Genomic DNA, 23400 nt, shown 5'->3' with positions numbered 1-23400 from the left:
GCGAATTAACACGAATTAGCGCGGTTGGAATTTATCAGTAAACAAAAGTATAGATTAGTGAAAATTCGTGCCATTCGTGGCAAAAAAAACTTTACCCCAACCAGAATCCTTTTGAAAAAAAGAAGTAAATTGGTCTACTAATTAAATTATAATGCAAAACTTACTGAAAAGAATTTTATCCGTAGCAGTAATTGTAGTTCTTGTGATTTTGGCTTTCAAATATTGCCAATTCAAAAAGGAAGATGATTCTACAATTGACTATAACACCAATCTGATTCAGCAGCAAATTTTAAATGTTGGGAAATTAGTGGTGACCGAAGGACATTTTTCAGAAGTGATCACCTATAAAAATCAACAGAAATATTTAATGGACATGGTTTCTTTTGAGAAGAAAGCCCTTGTTGTTGTTAATGCAAATGTTACTGTAGCCTACGATTTGCATAAAATGAAATACGATATCGACGAAAAAAATAAAACGATTACCATTCTGAATATCCCAAAAGAAGAAATAACAATCAATCCTGATATTCAGTTTTATGACGTCGAACAAAGTAAACTGAACCCGTTTACAGGAGACGATTACAATAAAATCAATAAATCGGTTAAAGCCAATCTGGCAAAGAAAATCGAAAAATCTTCCCTTAAATCAAACGCCCAGAACCGACTGATCAGTGAACTGTCTAAGATTCTGATCTTAACAAATTCAATGGGCTGGAAATTACAATACAACGGAAAAACCATTGAATCGGATACGGATTTCAATGAGGATTTGAAATTGTAAAGGAAAGGTTCTAAGGTTCAGAGTTACAAAGGTTCTAAGGTTCTAAGGTTTTTTGCTACAGATCAATTCCTTGATCTTTTACTTCGTCTGATCGCTATCGCTAGGTTGTCCTCCGTCGAATCACAAAACACATAGAAAACTTTGCGCCTTCGCGCCTTTGCGTGAAATCAAATCTGGCCATCTGCCCAATCTGCAAGAAAAAAAATCTGTGTAAACCGGTTTAAATCTATTAAATCCGCAAACAAAACCCATTTTCCTAGAAAAATAATCTGCTCAATCTCCCAAATCTGTGAGAAAAAAAATCTGTGCAAACCAGTTTAAATCCGCGAACAAACTACTTCATATAAATAACAAAAAACTTCGCGCCTTTACATGAAATAAAATCTCCTCAATCTGCAAAATCTGCGAAAAAAAAAGCAAAAATCCGTTTAAATCAGTAAATCTGAGGACAAAATCCCCTATAAAACGGAGTGCTTTCGAAAAAAACTAAACAGCTTTCTTATCAAAAATCAAATCCAGACCACCCGAAATCAAGTGCGCGACTTCAGGACGTTTTTCTTTCAATTGATCCAGGTAAACTAAAACTTCCTGCAATAATTGCGTTTCATCTGAATCCTTCAGTAATTCAGCGATTTCCAAAGAAAGCAGCCAGTCGTTAGCATGATTATTTTTAACTTTTTCGAATACAGATTTTACCTCTGATGTGGAATTTTTACTTTCTCTGATCAAACGAACAGTCTGATATAGCGTTTCCAATTCATCACGTTCGTCAGTATGTTTTGCTTTTATGGTGGTTGTGGTCGGTACAGTATTGATCAGGTCAAAACTATTAACATCTGCCGGTCCTGAAAATGCCGAAACGACTTTTTTGCCAATGGCCATATCGTAATTTCCCCACTCTGGCTGGAACAATACAGTCTCCCCATGTGTTACCCTACAATTCCTGAAACTGATCAGAATGATTTCTCCGTGCAGGTTTCTGGAGCCGGTAATGATTTCACCTTCCACAATAATATTGCCTTCAAACTCTAGTTTTACAGTTTCATTTTCAACAATGTTATACGCCTGTAAATCCTTCGGGCTCATATCTTCAATCGCCAGATTAAAACCTTTCAGTTTCCCAATCGGACTTCCGAATCCTTCCGGATGTGTCAGGGTGCCGTGACCCACTAATTCTTTTTCTCGGTATGCCAAAGCTGTTTTTCCTGTGGTCTGAATATAGACAGGTTTTCCTTCGTCTTCAATCACATTGGTAAAAACACCCGAAACCTGTAAGCCCGTACTCAGTTCAATCGTGCCTAAAGCATTCGAATGAATCAGTTTATTAATACCTGAAATTCCGCCGGTGCGCAAAGCCATTTTATTGGCAAATTCTTCCAGAATCAAACTTAGATAAGAAAAATTGGGAGTTACATATAATTGAGGCTGTAATTGCGTAATATCAAAATTCTGATTCGCTGCCGAGATATCATAAGGGATTTTCTTCACATTATCAGTCATGCACCAGGCACTTTCCCCAATGGACGAAAGCAGCCCTGCACCGTAAATCTTAGGATCTTCAACGGTTCCGATCAGTCCGTATTCAACCGTCCACCAATGCAGGTTCCTAATTTGGGCCATTTCAGATAATTCACCCATATTGTTTTGTAAATCAGCAACTGCTTTTTGGGCTTCGTCGATTTTTTCCTGTGGTGTATCTTCAGCTTCCTTCAAAATAGAAAGCAGGCGAATCGCTTCGTACATCTGATAATCCTTATGCGATGAAATAGCTTTGCAGCCAATTTCTCCAAAACGACGCAGGTATTCCGCATATTCAGGATTGGCAATAATAGGAGCGTGGCCGGCACCTTCGTGGATAATGTCCGGTGCAGGTGTGTATTCGATATGTTCTAATTGTCTGATATCTGATGCAATAACCAAAACGTTGTACGCCTGAAATTCCATAAAAGCATTAGGCGGAATAAATCCGTCAACAGCAACCGCAGCCCAGCCAATTTCGGTCAGAATCCGGTTCATGCCATACATACTCGGAATAGAATCAATTTCAATTCCAGTTTTTCGTAAACCTTCCAAATAAGAATGATGCGCTACTTTTGATAAATAATCTACATTTTTGCGCATTACATAACGCCAAACCGCCTGATTAATAGGGGTGTAATCGCTATAATCCTGAGGTTTGATAAATTGCTTTAAATGTTTAGGCAATCGCTCTAATAACGGGTTTGTTTCAATATTGGCATTCATTTCGAAAACGTTGTAGATTAGAATGTAAAATTACGAATTAAGACGGCTATTTTTTGCTATTCGTTCTGTTTTTTTTGCTCGAAATGATTTTTTATTGCGTTTTTCGTGAGTTCAGTAGGCAGATAGCAAATAGCTTTTTTGGCTTGCTTATCAGACTAGAGATTTTCAGCATTCCTGAAATACTCAATTTTATAATTGAACATATACGCCATATTTGCAGCACGGACTTTAGCTTCTTCGGCTAATTTACCGACAAACAAAAAGTCGACAGTTGTTGTAAAGATTTCCATCCAGCGATCAAAATGAGTCTGATTTACCGGTAACTGTTTGTGTGGAGGGAAAGGACTTCCGGAATACGTATGTTCTTCTAACAAAATAGTCTGCCAAAAACGATACATCTTTTCCAGATGTTCCGGCCATCTTCCTAACATTTTTTCATTAAAAATCGGACCGATTAATTCATCATCCTGCACTTTTGCATAAAAAGTATTCACTAAAAGTTTAATATCGCCTAAACTTGAAATATCCTGAGTTGCCATGTTTAAAAAGGTAAAATTCAATTGCAAAAATACAATATAACTAAGGCTTTACTTTGTGATATTTATCATTTAACAGCATTTTTGATTTTATATTTTCTACAGAATACTCATTATTTTATACTGTTTAAACAAAAGAGATTTTGATGTAATATTTGATTTTTTAAAGAATACTAATTTTTGTATAATTTGCTGTTATTCACTATTTTGAAATTAAAACAGATATGTTTTTGTAAGGTTTTATGGCTGTTTTGATGTGTTTTTGTTAAGTTTGTAAATTATTATTTTATTAAAAATTAACATAAATTTGAAGGTAATTAATAAAATTAGTCTTAAAAATAAAGAAAAATTAAATTATTAAAACCTTAAAAAAAATGAGTAAAATTACCCCAAAAAACAAAAACCGAATAAAGTGTTTTATAATGATGCCAATCATTATGTTATTTCTGTTCAGTGTTAAAACGAATGCTCAGACGGTAACCCCGTGGATGACGACAGGAGATCAGTCCAAATTATTGCAACAGCAGGCAACGGTAGGTTTTGGTGCCAATTCAGGAAGTAATCCTTCAACGGTAACCATTAATCCAGCAACTACTTATCAGACCATGGACGGATTTGGTTATACCCTTACCGAAGGAAGTTGTGAAGTGATCAGCGGAATGGCCGCCACACAGCAAAATCAATTATTAAATGATCTGTACAATCCGACCACGGGTCTAAATGCCAATGTAGTTAGAATTAGTATAGGAGCCTCCGATTTAAGCAGCTCTTCTTATAGTTATAATGAAACATCGGGTGATGTCAATATGAATAATTTTAGCCTGAACGGGCCAGACCTGACGTATTTGATTCCGATTATAAAAAAGATTCTGCTTATTAATCCAAATATAAAAATATTAGCCACTCCATGGTCAGCACCACGCTGGATGAAAACCAATAATTCATGGGTTGGCGGAAGTTTACAGACACAATATTATGCTGCTTACGCGAGATATTTTGTGAAATATTTTGCCGCTATGCAGGCGCAGGGAATTTCGATTTGGGCAATAACGCCCCAAAATGAACCTGAAAATCCAAACAACGAACCAAGTATGTTAATGAATTCAACCGAACAAAAGAATTTTATTAATACACAATTGGGTCCACAAATGGCATCAGCTGGTTACGGAAATATAAAAATCATAGCTTTTGATCATAATTGCGACAATACAGCTTATCCTATTGATGTTTTAAACAATAGCGGGTATGTTGATGGCGCAGCGTTTCACTTGTATTTGGGGAATATTTCAGCTATGTCTACAGTACGAAATGCAACCAATAAAAACGTTTATTTTACAGAACAATACACCGGATCGGGTGGGAGTTTTAGTGGAGATTTTGGCTGGCACATGCAAAATGTGGTGATCGGAAGTACCAATAACTGGGCAAAAACTGTTCTGGAATGGAACGCAGCAAACAATTCGGGTTTAGGACCACGTACTCCGGGTGGATGCAACACTTGTCTCGGAGCCATTACGGTGAATAATAGTACCAGTTACACTAAAAATGTAGCCTATTATATTATTGGGCAAATCTCAAAATTTGTTAAGCCGGGTGCTTTACGAATAAACTCTTCCAGTACAAACGGCAGTATAGTTTCTGCAGGATTTAAAAACCCTGACGGATCGATTGCACTTGTCGTATATAACTCCGGCGGATCCAATACTATCAGAATCGTTTCAGGATCATCTGCTTTTGATTATGCAGTTCCCGGATCTTCGGCAGTGACATTTACCTGGGGGGCAGGAACACCGCCGCCAACTGGTTTTCCGGGCTATTACAACATCATTTCCCGAAACAGTAATAAAGGATTGGATGTAGCGGATAATGCTACAACAAGCGGCAGCAGAATTCAGCAATACGATATTACAAACGGCGGAGGAAACAATCAGCGCTGGAAATTCGTGTCGGCCGGAAGTGGCAATTATTATATTATTGTGAAATCAACTCAAATGTACCTGACCACCGAAAATAATGGTACCGGCGATGGCGTAAAAGTGGTGCAAAAAACTTTCGCTGCTACCAATGAATTCAAATGGACGGTGACCAGTCTTGGAGGAGGTTATTATAAAATAATCAATGTAAACAGCGGAAAATCACTTGATGTTGAAAATGTTTCTACAGCCAATGGCGCCAATATTCAGGTTTGGTCGTACACCGGCGGCTTAAATCAGCAATGGCAGTTGGTGCAGATCGAATCCACGGCAAAAAATGCTATAACAAAAGATGTTGCTGCAGAAACGGAGAGCACTGACAGGACCCTTTTTATCAATGAAACGAATGATTATTTAAAAATTGGCACCGATCATCAAGGTGACGGATTCGTGGAAGTCTTCACTATTTCCGGACAGAGTGTATTGAAAAAACCGCTAAGTTTTGTGAAAGGAAATTCATCTGAAATCGAAATTTCAAAATTACCAAGAGGACTTTACATCGTTAAAATTAATGATGACAAAGGGACTTATTCTAAAAAAGTGCTGAAACAATAAATTCAAATCTATAATTAGTTAGTAGTTTTTATTTGATTTGAAAGGCTGTCTGGTATCAGGCAGCCTTTTTTATTTTCCTTGAATTAACCGATTAACTGCGTAAACAAATCCTGATTATCATTGAGGTATTGGAATTCAAAACCATTTTTGGTCATATTCATTTTAATGTCGAAAATATCCTTTTTGTTTTTCAGTTCCAGACCAACAACTACAGATCCAACTTCGCGGCTGTTTTTTTTCGCAAACTGAAAATAAGTGATATCATCATCGGGCCCTAAAATATTGTTTACAAATTCCTTTAACGCACCGGGGCGCTGTGGAAACTGAATCATAAAATAATGCATCAATCCTTCGTAGAGGAGCGAACGTTCTTTTATTTCAGCGGTTCTTTCGATGTCATTATTACTCCCGCTTACTACACAGACTACGTTTTTACCTTTAATTTTATCTTTGTAAAAATCTAATGCTGCAATCGTCAAAGCTCCTGCAGGTTCGACAACCATGGCTTCTTCGTTGTACAATCTTAAAATTGTAGTGCAGACTTTTCCTTCGGGAACCAGAATAATATCGTCCAGGTTTTTGCGGCAAATTTCAAAAGTCATATCACCCACTTGTTTTACGGCGGCTCCGTCAACAAATTTATCAATTGAGGTAAGGGCGGTATTTTTGTTTTCCTGAATGGAATTTTTCATGGAAGGCGCGCCTTTTGGTTCTACACCGATAATTTTGGTTTCCGGGCTCAGCTGTTTGAAAACTTCAGACAAACCGGAAGCCAGTCCGCCGCCGCCAATGGGAACGAAAACGTAATCTATAGGTGCTTTGAAGGTGTCAAGGATTTCCAATCCAACCGTTCCCTGACCGGCCATTACTTTTATATCATCGAAAGGATGAATAAATATTTTATGGTTTTTGATGGCATCTGCTGTAGCTGAGGCATAAGCATCATCAAAAGTGTCTCCGGTAAGAACAATCTCTACAAATGACTTTCCGAAGAGCTGCACCTGTTTTACCTTTTGTTTTGGAGTGGTCTTGGGCATGTAAATTTTGCCTTGTATGTGTAGTAAATTACAAGAATATGCAACTCCCTGGGCATGATTTCCAGCACTGGCACAAACAATTCCGGTTTCTTTTTCTCTTTCGTTTAACGAAGAAATCTTATTGTAAGCCCCTCTGATTTTATACGACCGCACAATTTGTAAATCTTCTCTTTTTAATAAAATAGTCGATTTAAATTCGTCTGAAAGATTCAGGTTTTGTGTGAGTGGAGTAGCGGCCACTACATTTTCGAGCTGCTTTTTAGCAGTAAGGACTTCGTTAAATAAATTCATGATTCTTGTTTTTTTTTTGCCACGAATTTCACGAACAGTCACTAATTTTTTTTACGTGAATTGGTATCCTTAATTCGTGTGAATTCGTGAAATTCGTGGCTATTTAAATAAAAAAACCTCCCGATTAGGGAGGTTTGATAAAATTGTATTTGTTTACTTTTTTATATAACACCTCGCCATTACTGCTGAATTGCAATAATGTTATTAATAGCGATAATAATGTTATTTAAATTGGTCATCGTTTCTTTTTCGTGAAAAGCAAATATATTAATTATTTTGTAAAATACTCAAGAAGTCTTTCTCGTTTTACAAAAAACGGATCCCGATAATTTATAATCCGGAGAGACTGAAAAACTGAGACTGAAAACTACTTTTTGACCGGCGGATACTGTGTTAAAATTTTAGTCACAAACTCATTTACCTTTTCATCTTTTTTGTCAGCGTTTTTCGTAAGTGTTCCGATTCCTTCGCCCTGCCAGATCATTTCTTTCTTTTTGGCATCAATAAAGTCGATAAATAAAGTTCCTTGCGTAGAAGTAGAAACGGTAGTTTGTCCTCCGTACATCATATAAGGATTCCATCCCCATCCCCAACCATAGCCCCATCCGGCGCTAAATTGGTTGACATCAACCTGCTCTCTTGATTTGGTGAAAATGTTGATCAGCATATCAGGGTTGTCGCTTTTTGTAAAGCCTTTTGCCTGCATTTGTGAATCGATAGCATGCAGTATACGTCTTTTATCCAAATCAGAAATCTCTACCTTATCAATACCGGGCTTAAAGAAAGCATACGTTTTATAAGGCGTAAAGTCGACACTTTTGTCGTAATCAGAATAAACACTGACTGGACTGCAGGAAGCCAGTAGTAAAAGCAGAAAAACCGGTATTAATTTGAATGTTTTCATATTTATAAAAATTTAATGTTCTTGTTTCTTTGTCAGGCTGAGCGAAGTCGAAGCCTCTTTTTTTATTAGCCTTCGACTTCGCTCAGGGTACATTCGTTTATAACAGAATGCCAATTGTGGACTAACAGGGTGACGATTATGCCCTAAAATAAACTTTCATCCACAATATTCGGTAAAGTCACTTTCAATAAAGGCTGAACTTCCATTGCTCTTTTTATAGCAAAAATAGCTTCGTCATTTCGCGCCCAGCTTCGTCTTGAAATTCCGTTGTTAACATCCCAAAAAAGCATTGATGCTAAACGTTTTGAAGCCTCCTTAGAACCATCAAGAACCATACCAAATCCACCGTTAATTACCTCTCCCCAGCCAACTCCGCCGCCATTGTGAATGGAAACCCAGGTAGCCCCTCTGAAGCTGTCTCCAATCACATTCTGAATCGCCATATCGGCTGTGAAACGCGAGCCGTCATAGATATTTGAAGTTTCACGGTAAGGCGAATCCGTTCCGGAAACATCATGATGATCACGGCCTAAGACAACAGTACCAATTTCACCCCTGGCAATCGCCTGGTTGAAAGCTTCTGCAATTTTAATACGCCCTTCGGCGTCTGCATATAATATTCGGGCCTGAGAGCCTACGACCAGTTTGTTTTCCTGAGCGCCTTTGATCCATTTGATATTGTCCTGCATTTGCTGCTGAATTTCATTTGGAGCCGTCTTTGCCATTTCTTCTAAAACCTGCGAAGCGATAGTATCTGTTTTTTGTAAATCTTCCGGTTTTCCGGAGGTACAAACCCATCTAAAAGGCCCGAATCCGTAATCAAAACACATCGGCCCCATAATATCCTGAACATAACTCGGATATTTAAAATCGATATTATTTTCGGCCATTACTGCTGCTCCGGCGCGGGAAGCTTCCAGTAAAAAGGCATTTCCGTAATCAAAAAAGTAAGTCCCTTTTGCAGTATGTTTGTTGATGGCAGCGGCATGTCGGCGTAAAGTCTCCTGTACTTTTTCTTTGAATAATTCAGGATTATTGGCCATCATTTCATTGGCTTCTTCAAAAGAAATTCCAACCGGATAATAACCGCCCGCCCATGGATTATGAAGGGAAGTCTGGTCGGAACCCAAATCGATTTTGATATTTTCTTTATCGAAACATTCCCAGACATCCACTACGTTGCCTAAGTACGCAATTGAAACTACTTCCTTATTGGCTTTCGCCGAAGTTACTCTCTTCACCAGTTCTTCCGTCGAAGTGACAATCTCGTTAATCCAGCCTTGTTCGTGGCGAATTTTGGTGATTTTAGGATTTACCTCGGCACAAACCGTAACGCAGCCGGCAATATTTCCGGCTTTTGGCTGGGCACCGCTCATTCCGCCTAATCCTGAAGTTACGAATAGACTGCCTTCGGGATTTTGTTTTATTTTTCTGAAACCATTTAAAACGGTGATGGTGGTTCCGTGTACAATTCCCTGCGGGCCGATATACATATAACTTCCGGCAGTCATTTGTCCGTATTGCGAAACGCCAAGGGCATTCATCTTTTCCCAGTCGTCCGGTTTTGAATAATTCGGAATTACCATTCCATTCGTAACCACAACTCTTGGCGCTTCTGTATGTGAAGGGAATAATCCCATCGGATGTCCCGAATACATCGTCAGCGTTTGCTCATCTGTCATTTCAGACAAATACTGCATGGTCAGTAAATATTGCGCCCAGTTCTGGAAAACAGCCCCGTTACCGCCATAGGTAATTAACTCATGTGGATGTTGTGCTACGGCATAATCCAGATTGTTCTGAATCATGTGCATAATGGCTTTTGCCTGTACTGATTTTCCCGGATATTCGTCAATGGGTTTGGCGTACATCCTGTAATCCGGACGAAAGCGGTACATGTAAATACGGCCGTATTTTTCTAATTCTTCTGAAAATTCAGTAATTAATTCAGCATGGTGTTGTGGCTCAAAATAACGTAATGCATTTTTTAAAGCCAGTTTTTTTTCTTCCGCAGAAAGTATTTCTTTTCGTTTTGGCGCATGGTTAATCGCTAAATCGTATTGTTTTTTCGGAGGCAATATAGTTGGTATTCCTTGTTGTATTTCTTCTTGAAAAGTCATTTTTTCTTAGATTGTTAGAGGATTGGAGTAGTAGACTTCTGAGATTTTCTCCAAGTGTAAATAATCCAATAGCCGTGGTAATTAAAAGTTAGTTAAGTAAATTATATTTGGTTGAAAAGAAATTATCTCATTTCCAAATTAACACATTTTCTAATTAAAAAAAACTAGGGATAACGAATATCCGACCTGTGATAGGATTTGTGGATTTTAATCCTAAATTTTCGCAAGAGAATATCCATATGTGATTTTAGATTGTTGATTTTAGATTTTAGATTTGTCCTTCGACTTCGCTCAGGGTGACAAAAGTGAAAATTATCAAATTATCAAATTGCCCTATTTTCTAATTCGCTTTCTTCTTAATTTCCCCGGTCCGTTTGTCAAATCCATACGGACAGTGACGACAGCCGCTTTTGCAGCAATACCCGCGTTTTAAATGGTGTTTTTCGGTAAAGCATTTGTATCCTTCGGGCGTATAATAAAAATCTTCGCCCTCGGTTAATTTATTTTCATTACTTTGCTCTTTCATAATCCTGTTTAAGTGAAATAGTTGTCTGGCTTTAAAATCAAATCCATAATTTTGATTATTATTTTAATGAAAACAAACAATTTTGCTGCTACAAATTTATAAATTTTACAGTCAATGTTTCTAATTGTTGCTAAATATTTAATTCCGAATGGATATCGCGGAATGGCTGTGTTTCCGTTTGTTCTGATGAAATACGGCAGCGATAAAACCAACAGGACTTTTGTCAATCACGAAAAGATTCATTTGCGGCAACAACTGGAAATGCTGATCCTCCCTTTTTTTGTCTGGTATTTTTTAGAATATCTGTTCCGGTTGGTTCAATATAAAAATACAGCGATGGCGTATCAGAATATTAGTTTTGAAAGAGAAGCCTATGCCCACGAAACCGACTATGATTATTTGAAAAACCGTCCGTTTTTAAAATTCAGGAACTACTTAACTTTAAAACAAAAATAGATTTTGAACCAGGAAATTCATATCAATTTTAAGAACGATATTTCTTTGACTATAAAACGCGAAGATTTAATTCATCCTTTTATTTCCGGGAATAAATTCCGAAAACTCAAATACAATCTGGTTCAGGCTAAAGCTGAAAATCACAAAACGGTATTGACTTATGGCGGTGCCTTTTCAAATCATATTGCAGCAGTTGCCTTTGCGGGTAAGGAATACGGATTTGAAACTATCGGTGTGATTCGCGGAGAAGAACTTTTTGATAAAATAGAAGAAAATCCAACCTTGAAATTTGCTCAGGAAAACGGCATGCAATTTGAATTTGTGTCCAGAGAAGAGTACAGACTTAAAAGTGAGGCTTTCTTTATAGAAAAATTAAAAGATAAGTTTGGCGACTTCTATCTGGTACCCGAAGGCGGAACAAATACCCTGGCAGTAAAAGGCTGCGAAGAAATTCTGACTGCGGAAGATTCGGTTTTTAATTACGTTTGCTGCGCTGTCGGAACAGGCGGCACTATTTCGGGATTGATAAACAGCGCTTATGCAGATCAGAAGATTTTAGGATTTCCGGCGTTAAAAGGTGACTTTCTAAAGGATGAAATTCGTATTTTTGCAAAAAAAGATAACTGGGATTTAATTTCTGACTATCATTTTGGAGGATACGGAAAGATAAATTTGGAATTAATTGAATTTATCAACGCTTTTTTTGATGCAAATCAAGTGCCTTTGGATCCAATTTATACAGGAAAGATGGTTTTTGGCGTTATAGATTTAATCCATAAAGACTATTTTCCGGCGCATTCAAAAATTTTACTCATTCATACCGGCGGATTGCAGGGAATTGACGGAATGAATTTGAAGTTGATGCAGAAGAAATTACCAATACTAAAAAAGAATGTTTAAAAAAATAATCCTACTCTTCATAATCGCAGCATTAGCGGGCTGTTCTTCCAGTAAACCTGCTATTGCAACAACAAAGAAACAAGCCGCGGTCCAGAAACCCAGAACAGCTTCGACTAAAAAAGGGACTTATTCTAAACCTATAGGCAAATATCCCACCACAAATAATACCACTGAGGTCATTCAGTCTACTTCAAAAACGGTAGTGACAAGTGATCTGATCAATAATTATGTTTTGCAGTTTAAGGAGATCGCCATGGCAAATATGCAAAAATATGGCATTCCTGCAAGTATTATACTGGCACAGGGAATTCTCGAATCCGGTGCAGGAAAAGGGGATCTGGCACTGGAAGCCAATAATCATTTCGGAATTAAATGTCACAAAGATTGGTTGGGTGAAAGCGTTCGCCATGATGACGATTCGGCTCAGGAATGTTTCAGAAAATACACAGAAGCTTCGGAATCCTATCGGGATCATGCTTTGTTTTTGGTGGGTAAGAACAGATATGCAACATTATTTACTTACGAAAAAGATGATTACAAAGCCTGGGCAAAAGGCTTGCGCGCTGCGGGTTACGCCACAGATCCAAATTATCCGGATAAATTAATCAGTTATATAGAGCGTTACAATCTGCATCAGTACGATTGCCAGGTTACAGGAAAAACGTATACGGCAATTAATAAATCAACTCCGGTTCGAAATTCATCTTCCAATCCAGCCTCAAATTCAAATGATCCTTCTTTGTACGAAGTTCAAAAAGGAGATACCTTATATTCGATTTCAAAAAAATTCAATGTACTGGTCGATGATTTAAAACGAAAAAATAATCTTTCAGACAACGCTCTTTCTGTCGGACAGAAATTGAAGGTGAAGTAATTCTTTTTAGTTTTCAGTCTCAGTCTCAGTTGGAATCGTTTCATGCTGTAAAATCATAACGCTAATAATATAAAGTCAAAAATGATATATAAAAGAAGTAGTCAGCTTTTTGCTGAAGCAGAAAAAGTAATCCCGGGAGGCGTAAATTCACCAGTACGAGCTTTTAAGGCGGTTGGTGGAACTCCGATTTTTGCAAAAAGTGCCAAAGGTGCTTATTTGTATGATGAAGACGGAAATAAATTAATAGACTATATCAATTCATGGGGTCCAATGGTTCTGGGTCATGCGTATCAGCCGGTAGTTGATGCTGTAATTGAAAAAGCAAAACTGGGCACTTCATTTGGAATGCCAACAGAATTAGAAACTCAGATCGCAGCTCTGGCAGTTGCTATGGTTCCGAATATTGATAAAATCCGTTTTGTAAATTCAGGTACAGAAGCTTGTATGAGTGCGATTCGTCTGGCACGCGGATTTACAAAAAGAGATAAAATAATCAAATTTGCAGGCTGCTACCACGGACATTCGGATTCTTTTTTGATTCAGGCAGGAAGTGGTGCCGTAACTTTCGGATCTCCAAATAGTCCCGGCGTTACAGAAGGAACTGCAAAAGATACTTTATTGGCAAAATACAATGATTTAGAGAATGTGAAGACTTTAATCGAAGCCAACAAAAACGAGATAGCAGCTATTATTATTGAGCCGGTTGCCGGAAATATGGGATGTATTCCGCCTCAGGAAGGATTTTTGCAGGGACTGAGAGATCTGTGTACGGCAAACGGAATTTTATTAATCTTTGATGAGGTGATGACGGGTTTCCGTCTGGCCCGCGGAGGTGTTCAGGAATTGTATAATATCAAGGCTGATATCGTAACTTTCGGAAAAGTAATTGGCGGCGGTCTGCCGGTTGGTGCCTTTGCAGCACGCGAAGAAATCATGAATTATTTAGCACCGCTTGGTCCCGTTTATCAGGCCGGAACATTATCCGGAAATCCTTTAGCAATGGCCGCGGGATTAGCGATGTTACAATCCCTTGACAATGATCGTGCTGTTTTTACGCGTTTAGAAGAAAAAACAGCGTATTTGGAAGCAGGAATCGATAAGGTTTTAAAAGCAAATAATGTCGTTTTTACCATCAACAGAGTTGGTTCGATGATTTCTGTACATTTTGATGCCAATCCGGTTACGGATTTTCAAAGTGCGGCAAAAGGAGATAACGAAACATTTAAAAAATTCTTCCACGGATTATTGCAGGAAGGGATTTATATCGCCCCATCGGCCTATGAAACCTGGTTTATTACAGATGCATTAACGTATGAAGATTTAGATTTTACGATTAAGGCGATTGATAAGGTTTCGAAAACATTTTAGATTTATTTAAATCCGAAACAAAAATATATGAAAACAAAAAGAGGCTTTTAAAGCCTCTTTTTTTTGATCTCAATTACATTTTATCTTTTTCATGATCTTTCATTTTATCCTGATGATCTTTTTGAATCACTCCCCATTTTGTATATTGATCGGCAGTCAGAATAGTTTTCATTTTGGCATCTGTAGCTTTGCGATCTTCTTTCATTTGTTTTTTCATGGCGTCTTTTTCCACATCAGTTGGTGTTGTACCAGCCTCTTTTCGGCTCTTTTTCAGCATTGCCATTTTGGTACTTCTGTCCGATAAAAGTTCACCCACTTGTTTTTGCTGATCGGCATTGAGGTTTAGCTCCGTCGTTAATTTTTGCAAATGTGCCTGATCACGTTCCTGTGGCGATTTCATGTCTCTTTTGCCTTTGTGTTTATGATCGCCTTGGTGTTCTTTTTTAAGAGCCGTCCATTTTGTGTACTGATCTACATTTAAAATGGCTTTCATTTTAGCATCGTTGGCTGCTTTTTCAGTTTCCATTTGTTTTTTGAATGCTTCTCTTTCTTCGGCAGTAGGTTTTACTTTGCTGTCTTTTTTGGCATCCCTGAATTTTTCTGCTTTAGCGCTTCTTTCTGCCAGTAATTGTTTTACCTGCTCCTGTTGTTTTTTATCTAAAGTCAATTCAGAAGTCAATTTTTGTAAATGTTTTTCATTACGTTGTTCCGGAGTTAATTTTTCTCGTTGATCACGTGCAGGTTTCTGATTGATGTCTTGTGCAAAACTTACTATTCCAACGAATAATAAAGCTGCAATAAATAATTTTTTCATAATTCGTTTTTTAAAGATTTATATCTGTTAGACTTCAATAAGTTTGCTAAGTTTAATCAGATTGTGAGATTTATCTTTTAATTAACATAAAGTACTAATGAAAACATAAAGAGTATTTGAAATAAAAAAGAGGCCTCCTGAAGCCTCTTTTAGTACACTACAATTAGTTATTGCCGTCTTTGCGTTCTCTGATTTTTTCTCTCATCTTATCTTTTCTTTCTTCCTGAAGGGAGGTCCATTTTTTATATTGGTCTGCATTCAGGATCGCTTTCATTTTAGCATCATTGGAAGCCACTTCTTCGTCCATTTGTTTTTTGAAAGCCGCTTTTTCTTCAGCAGTAAGTTTTACATTACTCTCTTTTTTTGCTTTACGGGCTTCTTTAAAACTTTCAGCCTTAGCGCTTCTTTCTGCTAACAATTGTTTGATCTGAGCCTGTTGATTGGTATCCAGATTTAATTCAGAGGTCATTTTCTTTAAATGCTTTTCATTACGCTGCTCCGGAGTCATTCTCTCTTTTTGATCACGTGCAGGTTTTTGCTCGGCGTCCTGTGCAAAACTTGCTAATCCAACGAATAGCATAGCTGCGATAAATAATTTTTTCATGATTTTGTTTTTTAAGTTTATGTCAGTTAGACTTTGTAAAATTCGTTAGGTTTAATTGGTTTGTCTGTTTTATAAAATTTTTAACAAACTGAAAATCATTGATTCAGCTATTAAATAACTTTTCTTTCGGAAAAATTCAGAATTAATCCTTAAATTTAGTAAAATATAAATGCAAATAAAAACTGACAATATGAATTCATTACCATCGGTAGACGGAAGTAAAATTGCTTTTTTTTCGACACAGCCTTACGATAAAACTTTTTTTAATCAATACAATGAATTTGGTTTCGAATTGGATTTTTTCGAAACGCAGCTCAATCCGCAGACCGTTACTTTAATTCAGGATTGCAGTATTGTCTGCGTTTTTGTAAATGATATTGTCAGTGAAGCTGTTATTAAACAATTGGCAGAAAAGGAAGTTAAGATTATAGCTTTGCGTTGTGCCGGATTTAATAATGTAGATTTGGAAGCTGCTAAAAAATATGGCTTAAAAGTTTGCCGTGTTCCTGCCTATTCGCCTCAGGCAGTTGCAGAACATGCAATGGCTATGATTTTAACCTTAAACAGGAAAACGCATAAAGCCTATAACAGAGTCCGCGAACAGAACTTCTCGCTAAACGGATTACTGGGCTTTGATCTGTACGGAAAAACCATAGGAATCATCGGAACAGGAAATATTGGGAAAGCTTTTGCTAAAATTGCTTTGGGATTCGGATGTAAAGTATTGGCTTATGATATTGTAACGAATTCGGAAATGGAAAAAGACGGGGTCATTTTTACCGATCTAAATGATGTTTTCAAAGAAAGCGACATCATTTCACTGCACTGCCCATTAAACGAGCAAACTAAGCATGTGGTTAATGAAAAATCAATTGCTGTAATGAAAGATCACGTTATGATTATCAATACAAGCAGGGGAGGATTAATAGAAACGGCCTGTGTTATTGAAGGATTGAAAGAAGGTAAAATTGGTTATCTCGGAATTGATGTGTACGAACAGGAAGAAAAACTCTTCTTCAGGGACCTTTCGGCTGATATAATTCAGGATGATGCAATTCAGCGTCTGATGAGTTTTCCGAATGTTTTGGTTACGGCCCATCAGGCTTTCTTTACCAATGAAGCTTTAACACAGATTGCCCTGGTTACTTTCAATAATATAAAATCATTGCTGACTCAAAATGATATCGGGAATAAAGCAGCTTTGCTGGTTTAAAGCATGTAACGATTACAAACCCGACAGTTTTTTAAAACCTGTCGGATTTAACAAACATAATGTTGGGAATTTAAAATAGGAAATTATGAAAAATACAATTTTAACGGCATTTGTGATTCTGGGATTGATTTCATGCCAAAACAAGGATAAAAAAGACGAACAAAGTATAATAAAAACAATTGCCGAAGACACCTTGTCCAAAACAGCTGCGGGAACTGCTGATGTCAGTGACGCTCCTCCAAAAGAGGATAAAGCAGTTGAAGTTATTCGAAAACAATTGAATGTTTTATTGAAGAAAGATTTGCCGGCAATGACAAAAGACGACCGTTTTTTTTATTATGATGCTTTCGATCTGAATAATGATAAGAAAACCGAATATTTCGTTGGTTTCTCAAATCGTTATTTTTGCGGGAGCGGTGGCTGTTCCGGCTATATTTTAAACCATGACGGAAGTGTCATTAATTCTTTTACCGTAACCGATTTTCCGATTAGTGTAACCACTTCAATAACAGAGAAATTCTATGATCTTATATTTGAGACCGAAGGAAAATTTCATCTTTTAAAAATGAAGAACGGTAAATATCCTTCCAATCCATCTGTTCAGGAAAAAGTAAAAGGTGATGTTTCAAAAGAAAGCACTAAGGTTTTGGATATCGAGGGAAAGAAATTAGAGAAGTATTCGTTTTAAAATAATAAACCCGACAGGTTTTTAAAACCTGTCGGGTTTGATATTATTAAATCCCCAGTTTTGGAATTTGGAATTTCTAAATTTGGAATTTTAAAATTTACTCTACAAGTTCCACAAATTTAAACTCACCTTCAACAGCAACCTTAGTCAAACCGTGTTTGGATAAATTTTTCATAGATGCATCCCATTTTTTACCGCTTAAATTAGCAGTAATTTTTAATTGCTGAAGATCCATTTTGTTTTCATTTCCTTTCAATAAATCCACGATAAATTTTTCTTCATCAGAAAGTTCTATCGACGCCTGTTTTTTCTCCGGACGCATTTGCGGGAACAATAAAACTTCCTGGATAGAAGCGTTATTAGTCAGATACATAATCAGACGGTCCATTCCAATTCCCATTCCGGAAGTTGGCGGCATACCATATTCAAGAGCTCTTAAGAAATCTTCGTCGATGATACCGTTCGCTTCATCATCACCTTTTGCAGCCAGACGCATCTGGTCTTCAAAACGCTCACGCTGATCAATTGGGTCGTTCAGTTCAGAATAGGCATTTGCTATTTCTTTCCCACAAACCATTAGTTCAAAACGCTCCGTAAGCTCCGGGTTATCACGGTGCTCTTTACATAGCGGTGACATTTCTTTAGGATAATCGGTAATGAAAGTAGGCTGAATGTAATTTCCTTCGCATTTCGCGCCAAAAATTTCATCAATCAATTTTCCTTTCCCCATTGTCTGATCAACGTCAATTCCCATTCCTCGTGCTGCCTCAAACAATTCCTCTTCCGTTTTACCTGAAATATCAAATCCGGTAAAATGTTTGATAGAATCCGTCATTGTTACACGGGCGTAAGGTGCTTTAAAGTTAATTTGGTGTTCTCCAAAAGTAACTTCGCTGGTTCCGTTTACGGCAATAGCACAGTGCTCCAGTAAACCTTCAGCAAATTCCATCATCCAGTTGTAGTCTTTATAGGCTACATATATTTCCATAGCAGTAAATTCAGGATTATGCGTTCTGTCCATTCCTTCATTTCTAAAGTTTTTAGAGAACTCATAAACACCTTCAAAACCACCAACAATTAATCTTTTTAAGTACAATTCGTTGGCAATACGCATGTAAAGCGGAATGTCAAGCGAATTATGATGCGTAATAAACGGACGCGCCGCAGCACCACCGGCAATGGGCTGTAAAACCGGAGTTTCCACTTCAAGATACCCGGCATCATTAAAATAACCACGCATAGCGGTAAACAACTTGGTTCGTTTGATGAAGTTTTCTTTAACTTGCGGATTCACGGTTAAATCTACATAACGCATTCTGTAACGTAACTCTGCATCTGTAAAAGCATCGTGAACATTTCCGTCAACGTCTACTCTTGGCAAAGGAAGCGGACGAAGCGTTTTACTCAGGAAAGTAAATCCGCTAACGCGAATACATTGTGCACCAACTTGTGTCGTAAATAACTCCCCTTCAATACCAATAAAGTCACCTAAATCGGTTAGTTTTTTAAATACGGTGTTGTACAACGTTTTATCATCACCTTCACACAAAACATCGCGATTTACGTACAACTGAATGCGGCCTTCGCTATCCTGCAATTCAGCAAAACAGGCTTTCCCCTGATCTCTCACACTCATCAAACGCCCGGCAACGATCACCTTCTTACCTTCTTCGAAAGACTCCTTAATTTGCTTAGAAGTATGATTTACAGGAAAAAGATTAGCAGGATAAGGATTGATTCCTAAGTTGCGTAAGTTTTGAAGTTTCTCTCTTCGGATGATTTCTTGTTCAGATAAGGCCATTATATACTGTTTTTTAAGTGTGCAAAGATAAACAAAAGAATGTAGATTTCAGAATGCTGTTTTTAGATTTTTTGAAGCAGTATTTTATCGTGTTTCAACCGCCTTTTGTCCCGCTATCCGCTAAATCTTTTTTGCAGAAAAAGCAAAAAAGGATACCGCTTCTATCGGGGCTAGGGTAGAAATTTTAGTTTTTTAAAAGACGTTTTGGCTGGGACGGTTATCAATATTGCGTTTAAAAATTAGCGGTAAGGAATTAAGCAAAAACCTCATTATCTTAGCCATTCAAAACCTCAGAACCTTTCAGGAAAATGAAATACATTTCAATACTCATACTCGTGCTTCTTTTAACAAGCTGCCAGATCACCGAAACGATTCACCTAAATGCAGACGGAAGCGGAAGCATTGAAGTCGTTACTCTTCGGGACGAAAACAGTTATATGCAGCTGGCGGGTGAAAATTATTCCAGAGAAGAAAAATTTCAGGATACCACTTACGTTTTTAGTGATTATATCAAAAAATACAATGAAACATTTTTAAAATATACGTCAGAAGAACAAAAGTTGTTTCAGCAATATGCCAATGTAAAAGTGCATCTGAAGAAAAGTTCTTTTGAAAAAGAGTTTCGGGATGTGTTTTCACTTGACTTCAACAAAATCTCAGAAGTTCCGGATTTGTATAAAACCGAAAATTACGCCGATGATATCCGGTATAACTATGCTTTAACCGCAGAAAACCATTATTATAAAGTGGCTTATGCTTTTGACGGGAAAGTTTTTAAACGCCTGGTTTCTGTCACAAATGAAACTGAATTTCAAAAAGCAAAAGAGGAATTCAAAAAGATTGATCCCAAATATGCTTCTTTAAAACTCACGCAGCTCTATACTTTAAAATATCATTTTCCCGGAAAAATAAAATCAGTTTCAAATCCAAAAGGAATCATAAGTCCGGATAAAAAGTCAGTTCTGGTAGAATTTCAACTTTCGGACTGTCTGCAAAATCCCGAAAGTACAAGTCTTGAAGTAGTTTTGGAATAAAGTAGCGAAACAATTAAAAATACTCTTCGTATCTTTGGGGAAAATAAACCACGATGAAATTATATAAATTACTTACGTTTTCTTTTTTATTCGCAGCACTTACAAGCTGTACTTTCACAGAAAATATTTATGTAAACGATAACGGAGCCGGAAAATTTTCTGTAGACATGGATGGTTCTTCTCTAATGGCAATGGCCGGTGACCAGATTGGAAATCAAATGGGCGCTGAAGCGAAAAAAGATATTGATTCGACGTTTACCTTCAAACAATTATTTGCAGCAAAAAAAGACAGTATCGCCAAGCTTTCCCCGGAATCCCAAAAGGAACTAAAAAAAATAGAAAACTTTGTCGTTCATACCAAAATGAGCAGCGAAAAGAAGGAGTTTCTGATGACGCTTTCTACAGATTTTAAAAACGTAAATGAACTGCAGGATATCTTGCAGACACTAAGTACTTTTCAGAAATTAGAGCAGGGCGGAAGTGCTGCCGCGGCAAGTCCTTTCGGGGGTAATTTCGGAAATAATAACAGTAAGTTAAGTTATAGCTACAACGGAAAGAAATTTACCCGTACAGCAGTCATTGACCAGCAAAAAGTAGCTGAAAAAGCAAAAGATAGTGCGGCTGATATGTCTAAAATGATTTTTTCCTCCTCCAGTTATATCCTGAAATATCATTTCCCGAAGAAAATCAAAAAGGTATCTAATCCGGACGCTTTGTTTAGTGAAGACCGAAAAACAATTACAATTCAATACCCTTTTACGGATTATATGGAGAATCCAGGCAAACTTAACTTCGAAGTAGAGTTTGAAAAATAATAAAAATGAATAAAAAAATTCAACTTCAGGATTTAGGAAATAAAGATTATAAAGCGACATGGGAATATCAGGAAGAACTTTTTAAGGATATTGTCGATTTAAAAATAAAAAACAGAAGAGAAGAGCTCGATTTGCCAACACCCAATTATTTGTTGTTTGTAGAGCATCCGCATGTGTATACTTTGGGCAAAAGCGGTGATTTCGAGAACTTGCTTTTAAACGAAAAACAACTCGAAGCCAAAGGAGCGGCTTTTTATAAAATCAATCGCGGAGGTGATATTACGTATCACGGGCCCGGACAAATTGTGGGGTATCCGATTTTAGATCTGGAAAACTTCTTTACCGACATTCATAAATACCTGCGTTTTCTGGAAGAAGCTATCATTCTGACATTGAACGAATATGGTTTGGAATGTGGCCGAAGCGAAGGCGAAACAGGAGTTTGGCTGGGTGCCGGAACTCCGTTTGCGAGAAAAATTTGTGCCCTTGGTGTGCGCGCTTCTCGCTGGGTAACCATGCATGGATTTGCCTTAAATGTCAACGTGGATTTAGGTTATTTTGATAACATCATTCCGTGTGGCATTCGAGGAAAAGGAGTGACTTCTTTACAGGTAGAATTAGGCGTGGAAAAAGTAGATGAGGAAGAAGTGAAAGCTAAAATCCTGAAACACCTGACTCATTTATTTGAAGCTGAATTTATTCACGAATAATATATTTAAAAGAAAGAGAATGAAAGATTCTGACGAAAATAACAATTACAGAATTGCTGTTCTTTCAGAATTTGAATCTTTTTTTTCCATTTCTATTTTGCTGAAAATAAAACAGATTTGCCTGTCACCAAAACGGTGCTGCCTAATTTTCAGACAATACTGGTTTTTAGTTTTGGAGTAAACGTATCTCTAAATATCTGTACTGCTAAGGATTTTTAGTTTGTTTGAATTTCGTAACTTTGCGAAATGGAGAAGACAGAAACTATAGAAGATTTTTATCGTACTAAACTCAATTTCATGCCCGATAACCTTAAAAAGGAAATCGGACATTTTAATGTATTTGAGCTGGATGATTTTATGGGTTGCAGTGCAAAACCAATTCCGTACAGCCGTAAGGATTATTTTAAAATCAGTTTGATTATTGGTAAAAACAGGGTTCATTATGCCGATAAGATTGTAGAGATCGAAGAGCAAGCTTTGTTCTTTGCCAATCCGCAGATTCCCTATAACTGGGAACAGTTAGAAGAACACCAGACCGGTTTTTTCTGTGTGTTTACGGAAGCCTTTTTTCATCAGTTCGGAAATTTAAAAGAATATCCGGTTTTTAAACCAAACGGAAATTTTATCTATTCAATTGACAAGGAACAGACCGGGAAAATCAAATTGATTTACAGGCAGATGATGGAAGAAATCAATTCTGATTATGCCTATAAATATGATGTGCTGCGCAACCTGGTTTTTGAATTGATTCACAGTGCAATGAAAATGCAACCTGCCAATCTTTCTATAAACCAGCATTCTAAAGCATCCAGTAGAATTTCATCTTTGTTTCTGGAATTACTCGAAAGGCAGTTTCCGATCGAAAATTCGAGACAGCGTTTTACACTGCGTTCTGCTGCAGATTTTGCCAATCAATTGACGATTCACGTGAATCATTTAAACAGGGCTTTAAAAGAAACCACTCAAAAAACCACCTCAGAAGTTATAGCGGAACGTCTTTTACAGGAAGCCAAGATTCTTCTGAAACACACCGACTGGAATATTGCTGAAATTGCCTATAGCCTCGGATTTGAAGAACCGACGCATTTTAATAATTTTTTTAAAAAGAATATTCAGCTTACGCCCCGACAATTTCGGACTATTTGAATTTCGTAAG

The 23400-nt window shown here is 37.3% G+C and carries 21 protein-coding genes; 12 read left to right on the top strand and 9 right to left on the bottom strand.

Annotated features, from left to right (window positions below; translation table 11 throughout):
- The first annotated feature begins 151 nt into the window (after positions 1–151).
- The gene (locus tag LPB89_RS20690) at positions 152–781 is read left to right on the top strand and encodes a DUF4230 domain-containing protein (protein ID WP_230703526.1); all 630 of its coding nucleotides are present in this window, start codon (positions 152–154) and stop codon (positions 779–781) included.
- 486 nt (positions 782–1267) lie between these two features.
- Here the strand turns inward: LPB89_RS20690 and LPB89_RS20685 are convergent, their stop codons facing one another.
- Both LPB89_RS20685 and LPB89_RS20680 read right to left on the bottom strand, forming a co-directional pair.
- Positions 1268–3025 (bottom strand): aromatic amino acid hydroxylase, encoded by a 1758-nt coding sequence (locus LPB89_RS20685; RefSeq protein ID WP_230703525.1) that lies wholly within the window; start codon positions 3023–3025, stop codon positions 1268–1270.
- A 155-nt stretch (positions 3026–3180) separates the two neighbouring features.
- Positions 3181–3564, bottom strand: a complete 384-nt coding sequence (locus LPB89_RS20680) for a group III truncated hemoglobin (RefSeq protein WP_230703524.1) — start codon at positions 3562–3564, stop codon at positions 3181–3183.
- A gap of 371 nt (positions 3565–3935) precedes the next feature.
- Between LPB89_RS20680 and LPB89_RS20675 the strand changes: the two genes are divergently transcribed.
- Positions 3936–6089 carry an RICIN domain-containing protein gene (locus LPB89_RS20675; RefSeq protein ID WP_230703523.1) on the top strand — a complete coding sequence of 718 codons (2154 nt, stop codon included), beginning with the start codon at positions 3936–3938 and terminating at the stop codon, positions 6087–6089.
- A gap of 83 nt (positions 6090–6172) precedes the next feature.
- Here the strand turns inward: LPB89_RS20675 and ilvA are convergent, their stop codons facing one another.
- The 4 genes from ilvA to LPB89_RS20655 form a co-directional block, all read right to left on the bottom strand.
- Entirely contained in the window at positions 6173–7417 is a 1245-nt protein-coding gene (gene ilvA, locus LPB89_RS20670) for a threonine ammonia-lyase IlvA (RefSeq protein ID WP_230703522.1), read from the bottom strand.
- 367 nt (positions 7418–7784) lie between these two features.
- A complete protein-coding gene (locus LPB89_RS20665; protein WP_230703521.1) occupies positions 7785–8321 on the bottom strand; it encodes a DUF4136 domain-containing protein in 537 nt (178 codons plus the stop codon).
- Between the two features lie 143 nt (positions 8322–8464).
- Positions 8465–10441, bottom strand: coding sequence for a urocanate hydratase (locus LPB89_RS20660; protein ID WP_230703520.1), 1977 nt, complete (start codon positions 10439–10441; stop codon positions 8465–8467).
- 340 nt (positions 10442–10781) lie between these two features.
- Positions 10782–10967 (bottom strand): DUF5522 domain-containing protein, encoded by a 186-nt coding sequence (locus tag LPB89_RS20655; RefSeq protein ID WP_127340319.1) that lies wholly within the window; start codon positions 10965–10967, stop codon positions 10782–10784.
- A 114-nt stretch (positions 10968–11081) separates the two neighbouring features.
- On the opposite strand from LPB89_RS20655, the gene LPB89_RS20650 reads away from it, so the two are divergent.
- The 4 genes from LPB89_RS20650 to hemL all read left to right on the top strand — a co-directional run bounded on the left by LPB89_RS20650 (position 11082) and on the right by hemL (position 14565).
- Positions 11082–11423, top strand: a complete 342-nt coding sequence (locus tag LPB89_RS20650; protein WP_230703519.1) for a hypothetical protein — start codon at positions 11082–11084, stop codon at positions 11421–11423.
- 3 nt (positions 11424–11426) lie between these two features.
- A complete protein-coding gene (locus LPB89_RS20645; protein ID WP_230703518.1) occupies positions 11427–12323 on the top strand; it encodes a 1-aminocyclopropane-1-carboxylate deaminase/D-cysteine desulfhydrase in 897 nt (298 codons plus the stop codon).
- The gene (locus LPB89_RS20640; protein ID WP_230703517.1) at positions 12316–13197 is read left to right on the top strand and encodes a glucosaminidase domain-containing protein; all 882 of its coding nucleotides are present in this window, start codon (positions 12316–12318) and stop codon (positions 13195–13197) included. The genes LPB89_RS20645 and LPB89_RS20640 overlap by 8 nt, the downstream gene beginning before the upstream one ends.
- An 81-nt stretch (positions 13198–13278) precedes the next feature.
- Entirely contained in the window at positions 13279–14565 is a 1287-nt protein-coding gene (gene hemL, locus LPB89_RS20635) for a glutamate-1-semialdehyde 2,1-aminomutase (RefSeq protein WP_230703516.1), read from the top strand.
- A 73-nt stretch (positions 14566–14638) separates the two neighbouring features.
- On the opposite strand, the gene LPB89_RS20630 is transcribed toward hemL, so the two are convergent.
- Complete coding sequence (locus tag LPB89_RS20630; protein ID WP_230703515.1) at positions 14639–15379, bottom strand: hypothetical protein; 741 nt, start codon at positions 15377–15379, stop codon at positions 14639–14641.
- A gap of 163 nt (positions 15380–15542) precedes the next feature.
- Positions 15543–15983 carry a hypothetical protein gene (locus tag LPB89_RS20625; protein ID WP_230703514.1) on the bottom strand — a complete coding sequence of 147 codons (441 nt, stop codon included), beginning with the start codon at positions 15981–15983 and terminating at the stop codon, positions 15543–15545.
- A gap of 190 nt (positions 15984–16173) precedes the next feature.
- Between LPB89_RS20625 and LPB89_RS20620 the strand changes: the two genes are divergently transcribed.
- Complete coding sequence (locus LPB89_RS20620) at positions 16174–17196, top strand: 2-hydroxyacid dehydrogenase (RefSeq protein ID WP_230703513.1); 1023 nt, start codon at positions 16174–16176, stop codon at positions 17194–17196.
- An 85-nt stretch (positions 17197–17281) separates the two neighbouring features.
- Positions 17282–17884, top strand: a complete 603-nt coding sequence (locus tag LPB89_RS20615; protein WP_230703512.1) for a hypothetical protein — start codon at positions 17282–17284, stop codon at positions 17882–17884.
- A 97-nt stretch (positions 17885–17981) separates the two neighbouring features.
- Here LPB89_RS20615 and lysS read toward each other — a convergent pair whose 3' ends face one another.
- On the bottom strand, positions 17982–19685 hold the full coding sequence (lysS, locus tag LPB89_RS20610) for a lysine--tRNA ligase (protein WP_230703511.1): 1704 nt from the start codon (positions 19683–19685) through the stop codon (positions 17982–17984).
- Positions 19686–19993: 308 nt separating this feature from the next.
- Between lysS and LPB89_RS20605 the strand changes: the two genes are divergently transcribed.
- The 4 genes from LPB89_RS20605 to LPB89_RS20590 all read left to right on the top strand — a co-directional run bounded on the left by LPB89_RS20605 (position 19994) and on the right by LPB89_RS20590 (position 23390).
- Positions 19994–20719, top strand: coding sequence for a hypothetical protein (locus tag LPB89_RS20605; protein ID WP_230703510.1), 726 nt, complete (start codon positions 19994–19996; stop codon positions 20717–20719).
- A 53-nt stretch (positions 20720–20772) separates the two neighbouring features.
- Complete coding sequence (locus tag LPB89_RS20600; protein WP_230703509.1) at positions 20773–21534, top strand: hypothetical protein; 762 nt, start codon at positions 20773–20775, stop codon at positions 21532–21534.
- Positions 21535–21539: 5 nt separating this feature from the next.
- The gene (gene lipB / locus LPB89_RS20595; protein ID WP_230703508.1) at positions 21540–22244 is read left to right on the top strand and encodes a lipoyl(octanoyl) transferase LipB; all 705 of its coding nucleotides are present in this window, start codon (positions 21540–21542) and stop codon (positions 22242–22244) included.
- A gap of 246 nt (positions 22245–22490) precedes the next feature.
- On the top strand, positions 22491–23390 hold the full coding sequence (locus tag LPB89_RS20590) for an AraC family transcriptional regulator (protein ID WP_230703507.1): 900 nt from the start codon (positions 22491–22493) through the stop codon (positions 23388–23390).
- Positions 23391–23400: the final 10 nt, after the last annotated feature.

Origin of the sequence: Flavobacterium sp. ENC (genome assembly GCF_020991415.1) — a bacterium.
In the GTDB taxonomy this organism is placed as follows: Bacteria; Bacteroidota; Bacteroidia; order Flavobacteriales; family Flavobacteriaceae; genus Flavobacterium.
This window is presented reverse-complemented; position numbering and strand designations above follow the sequence as displayed.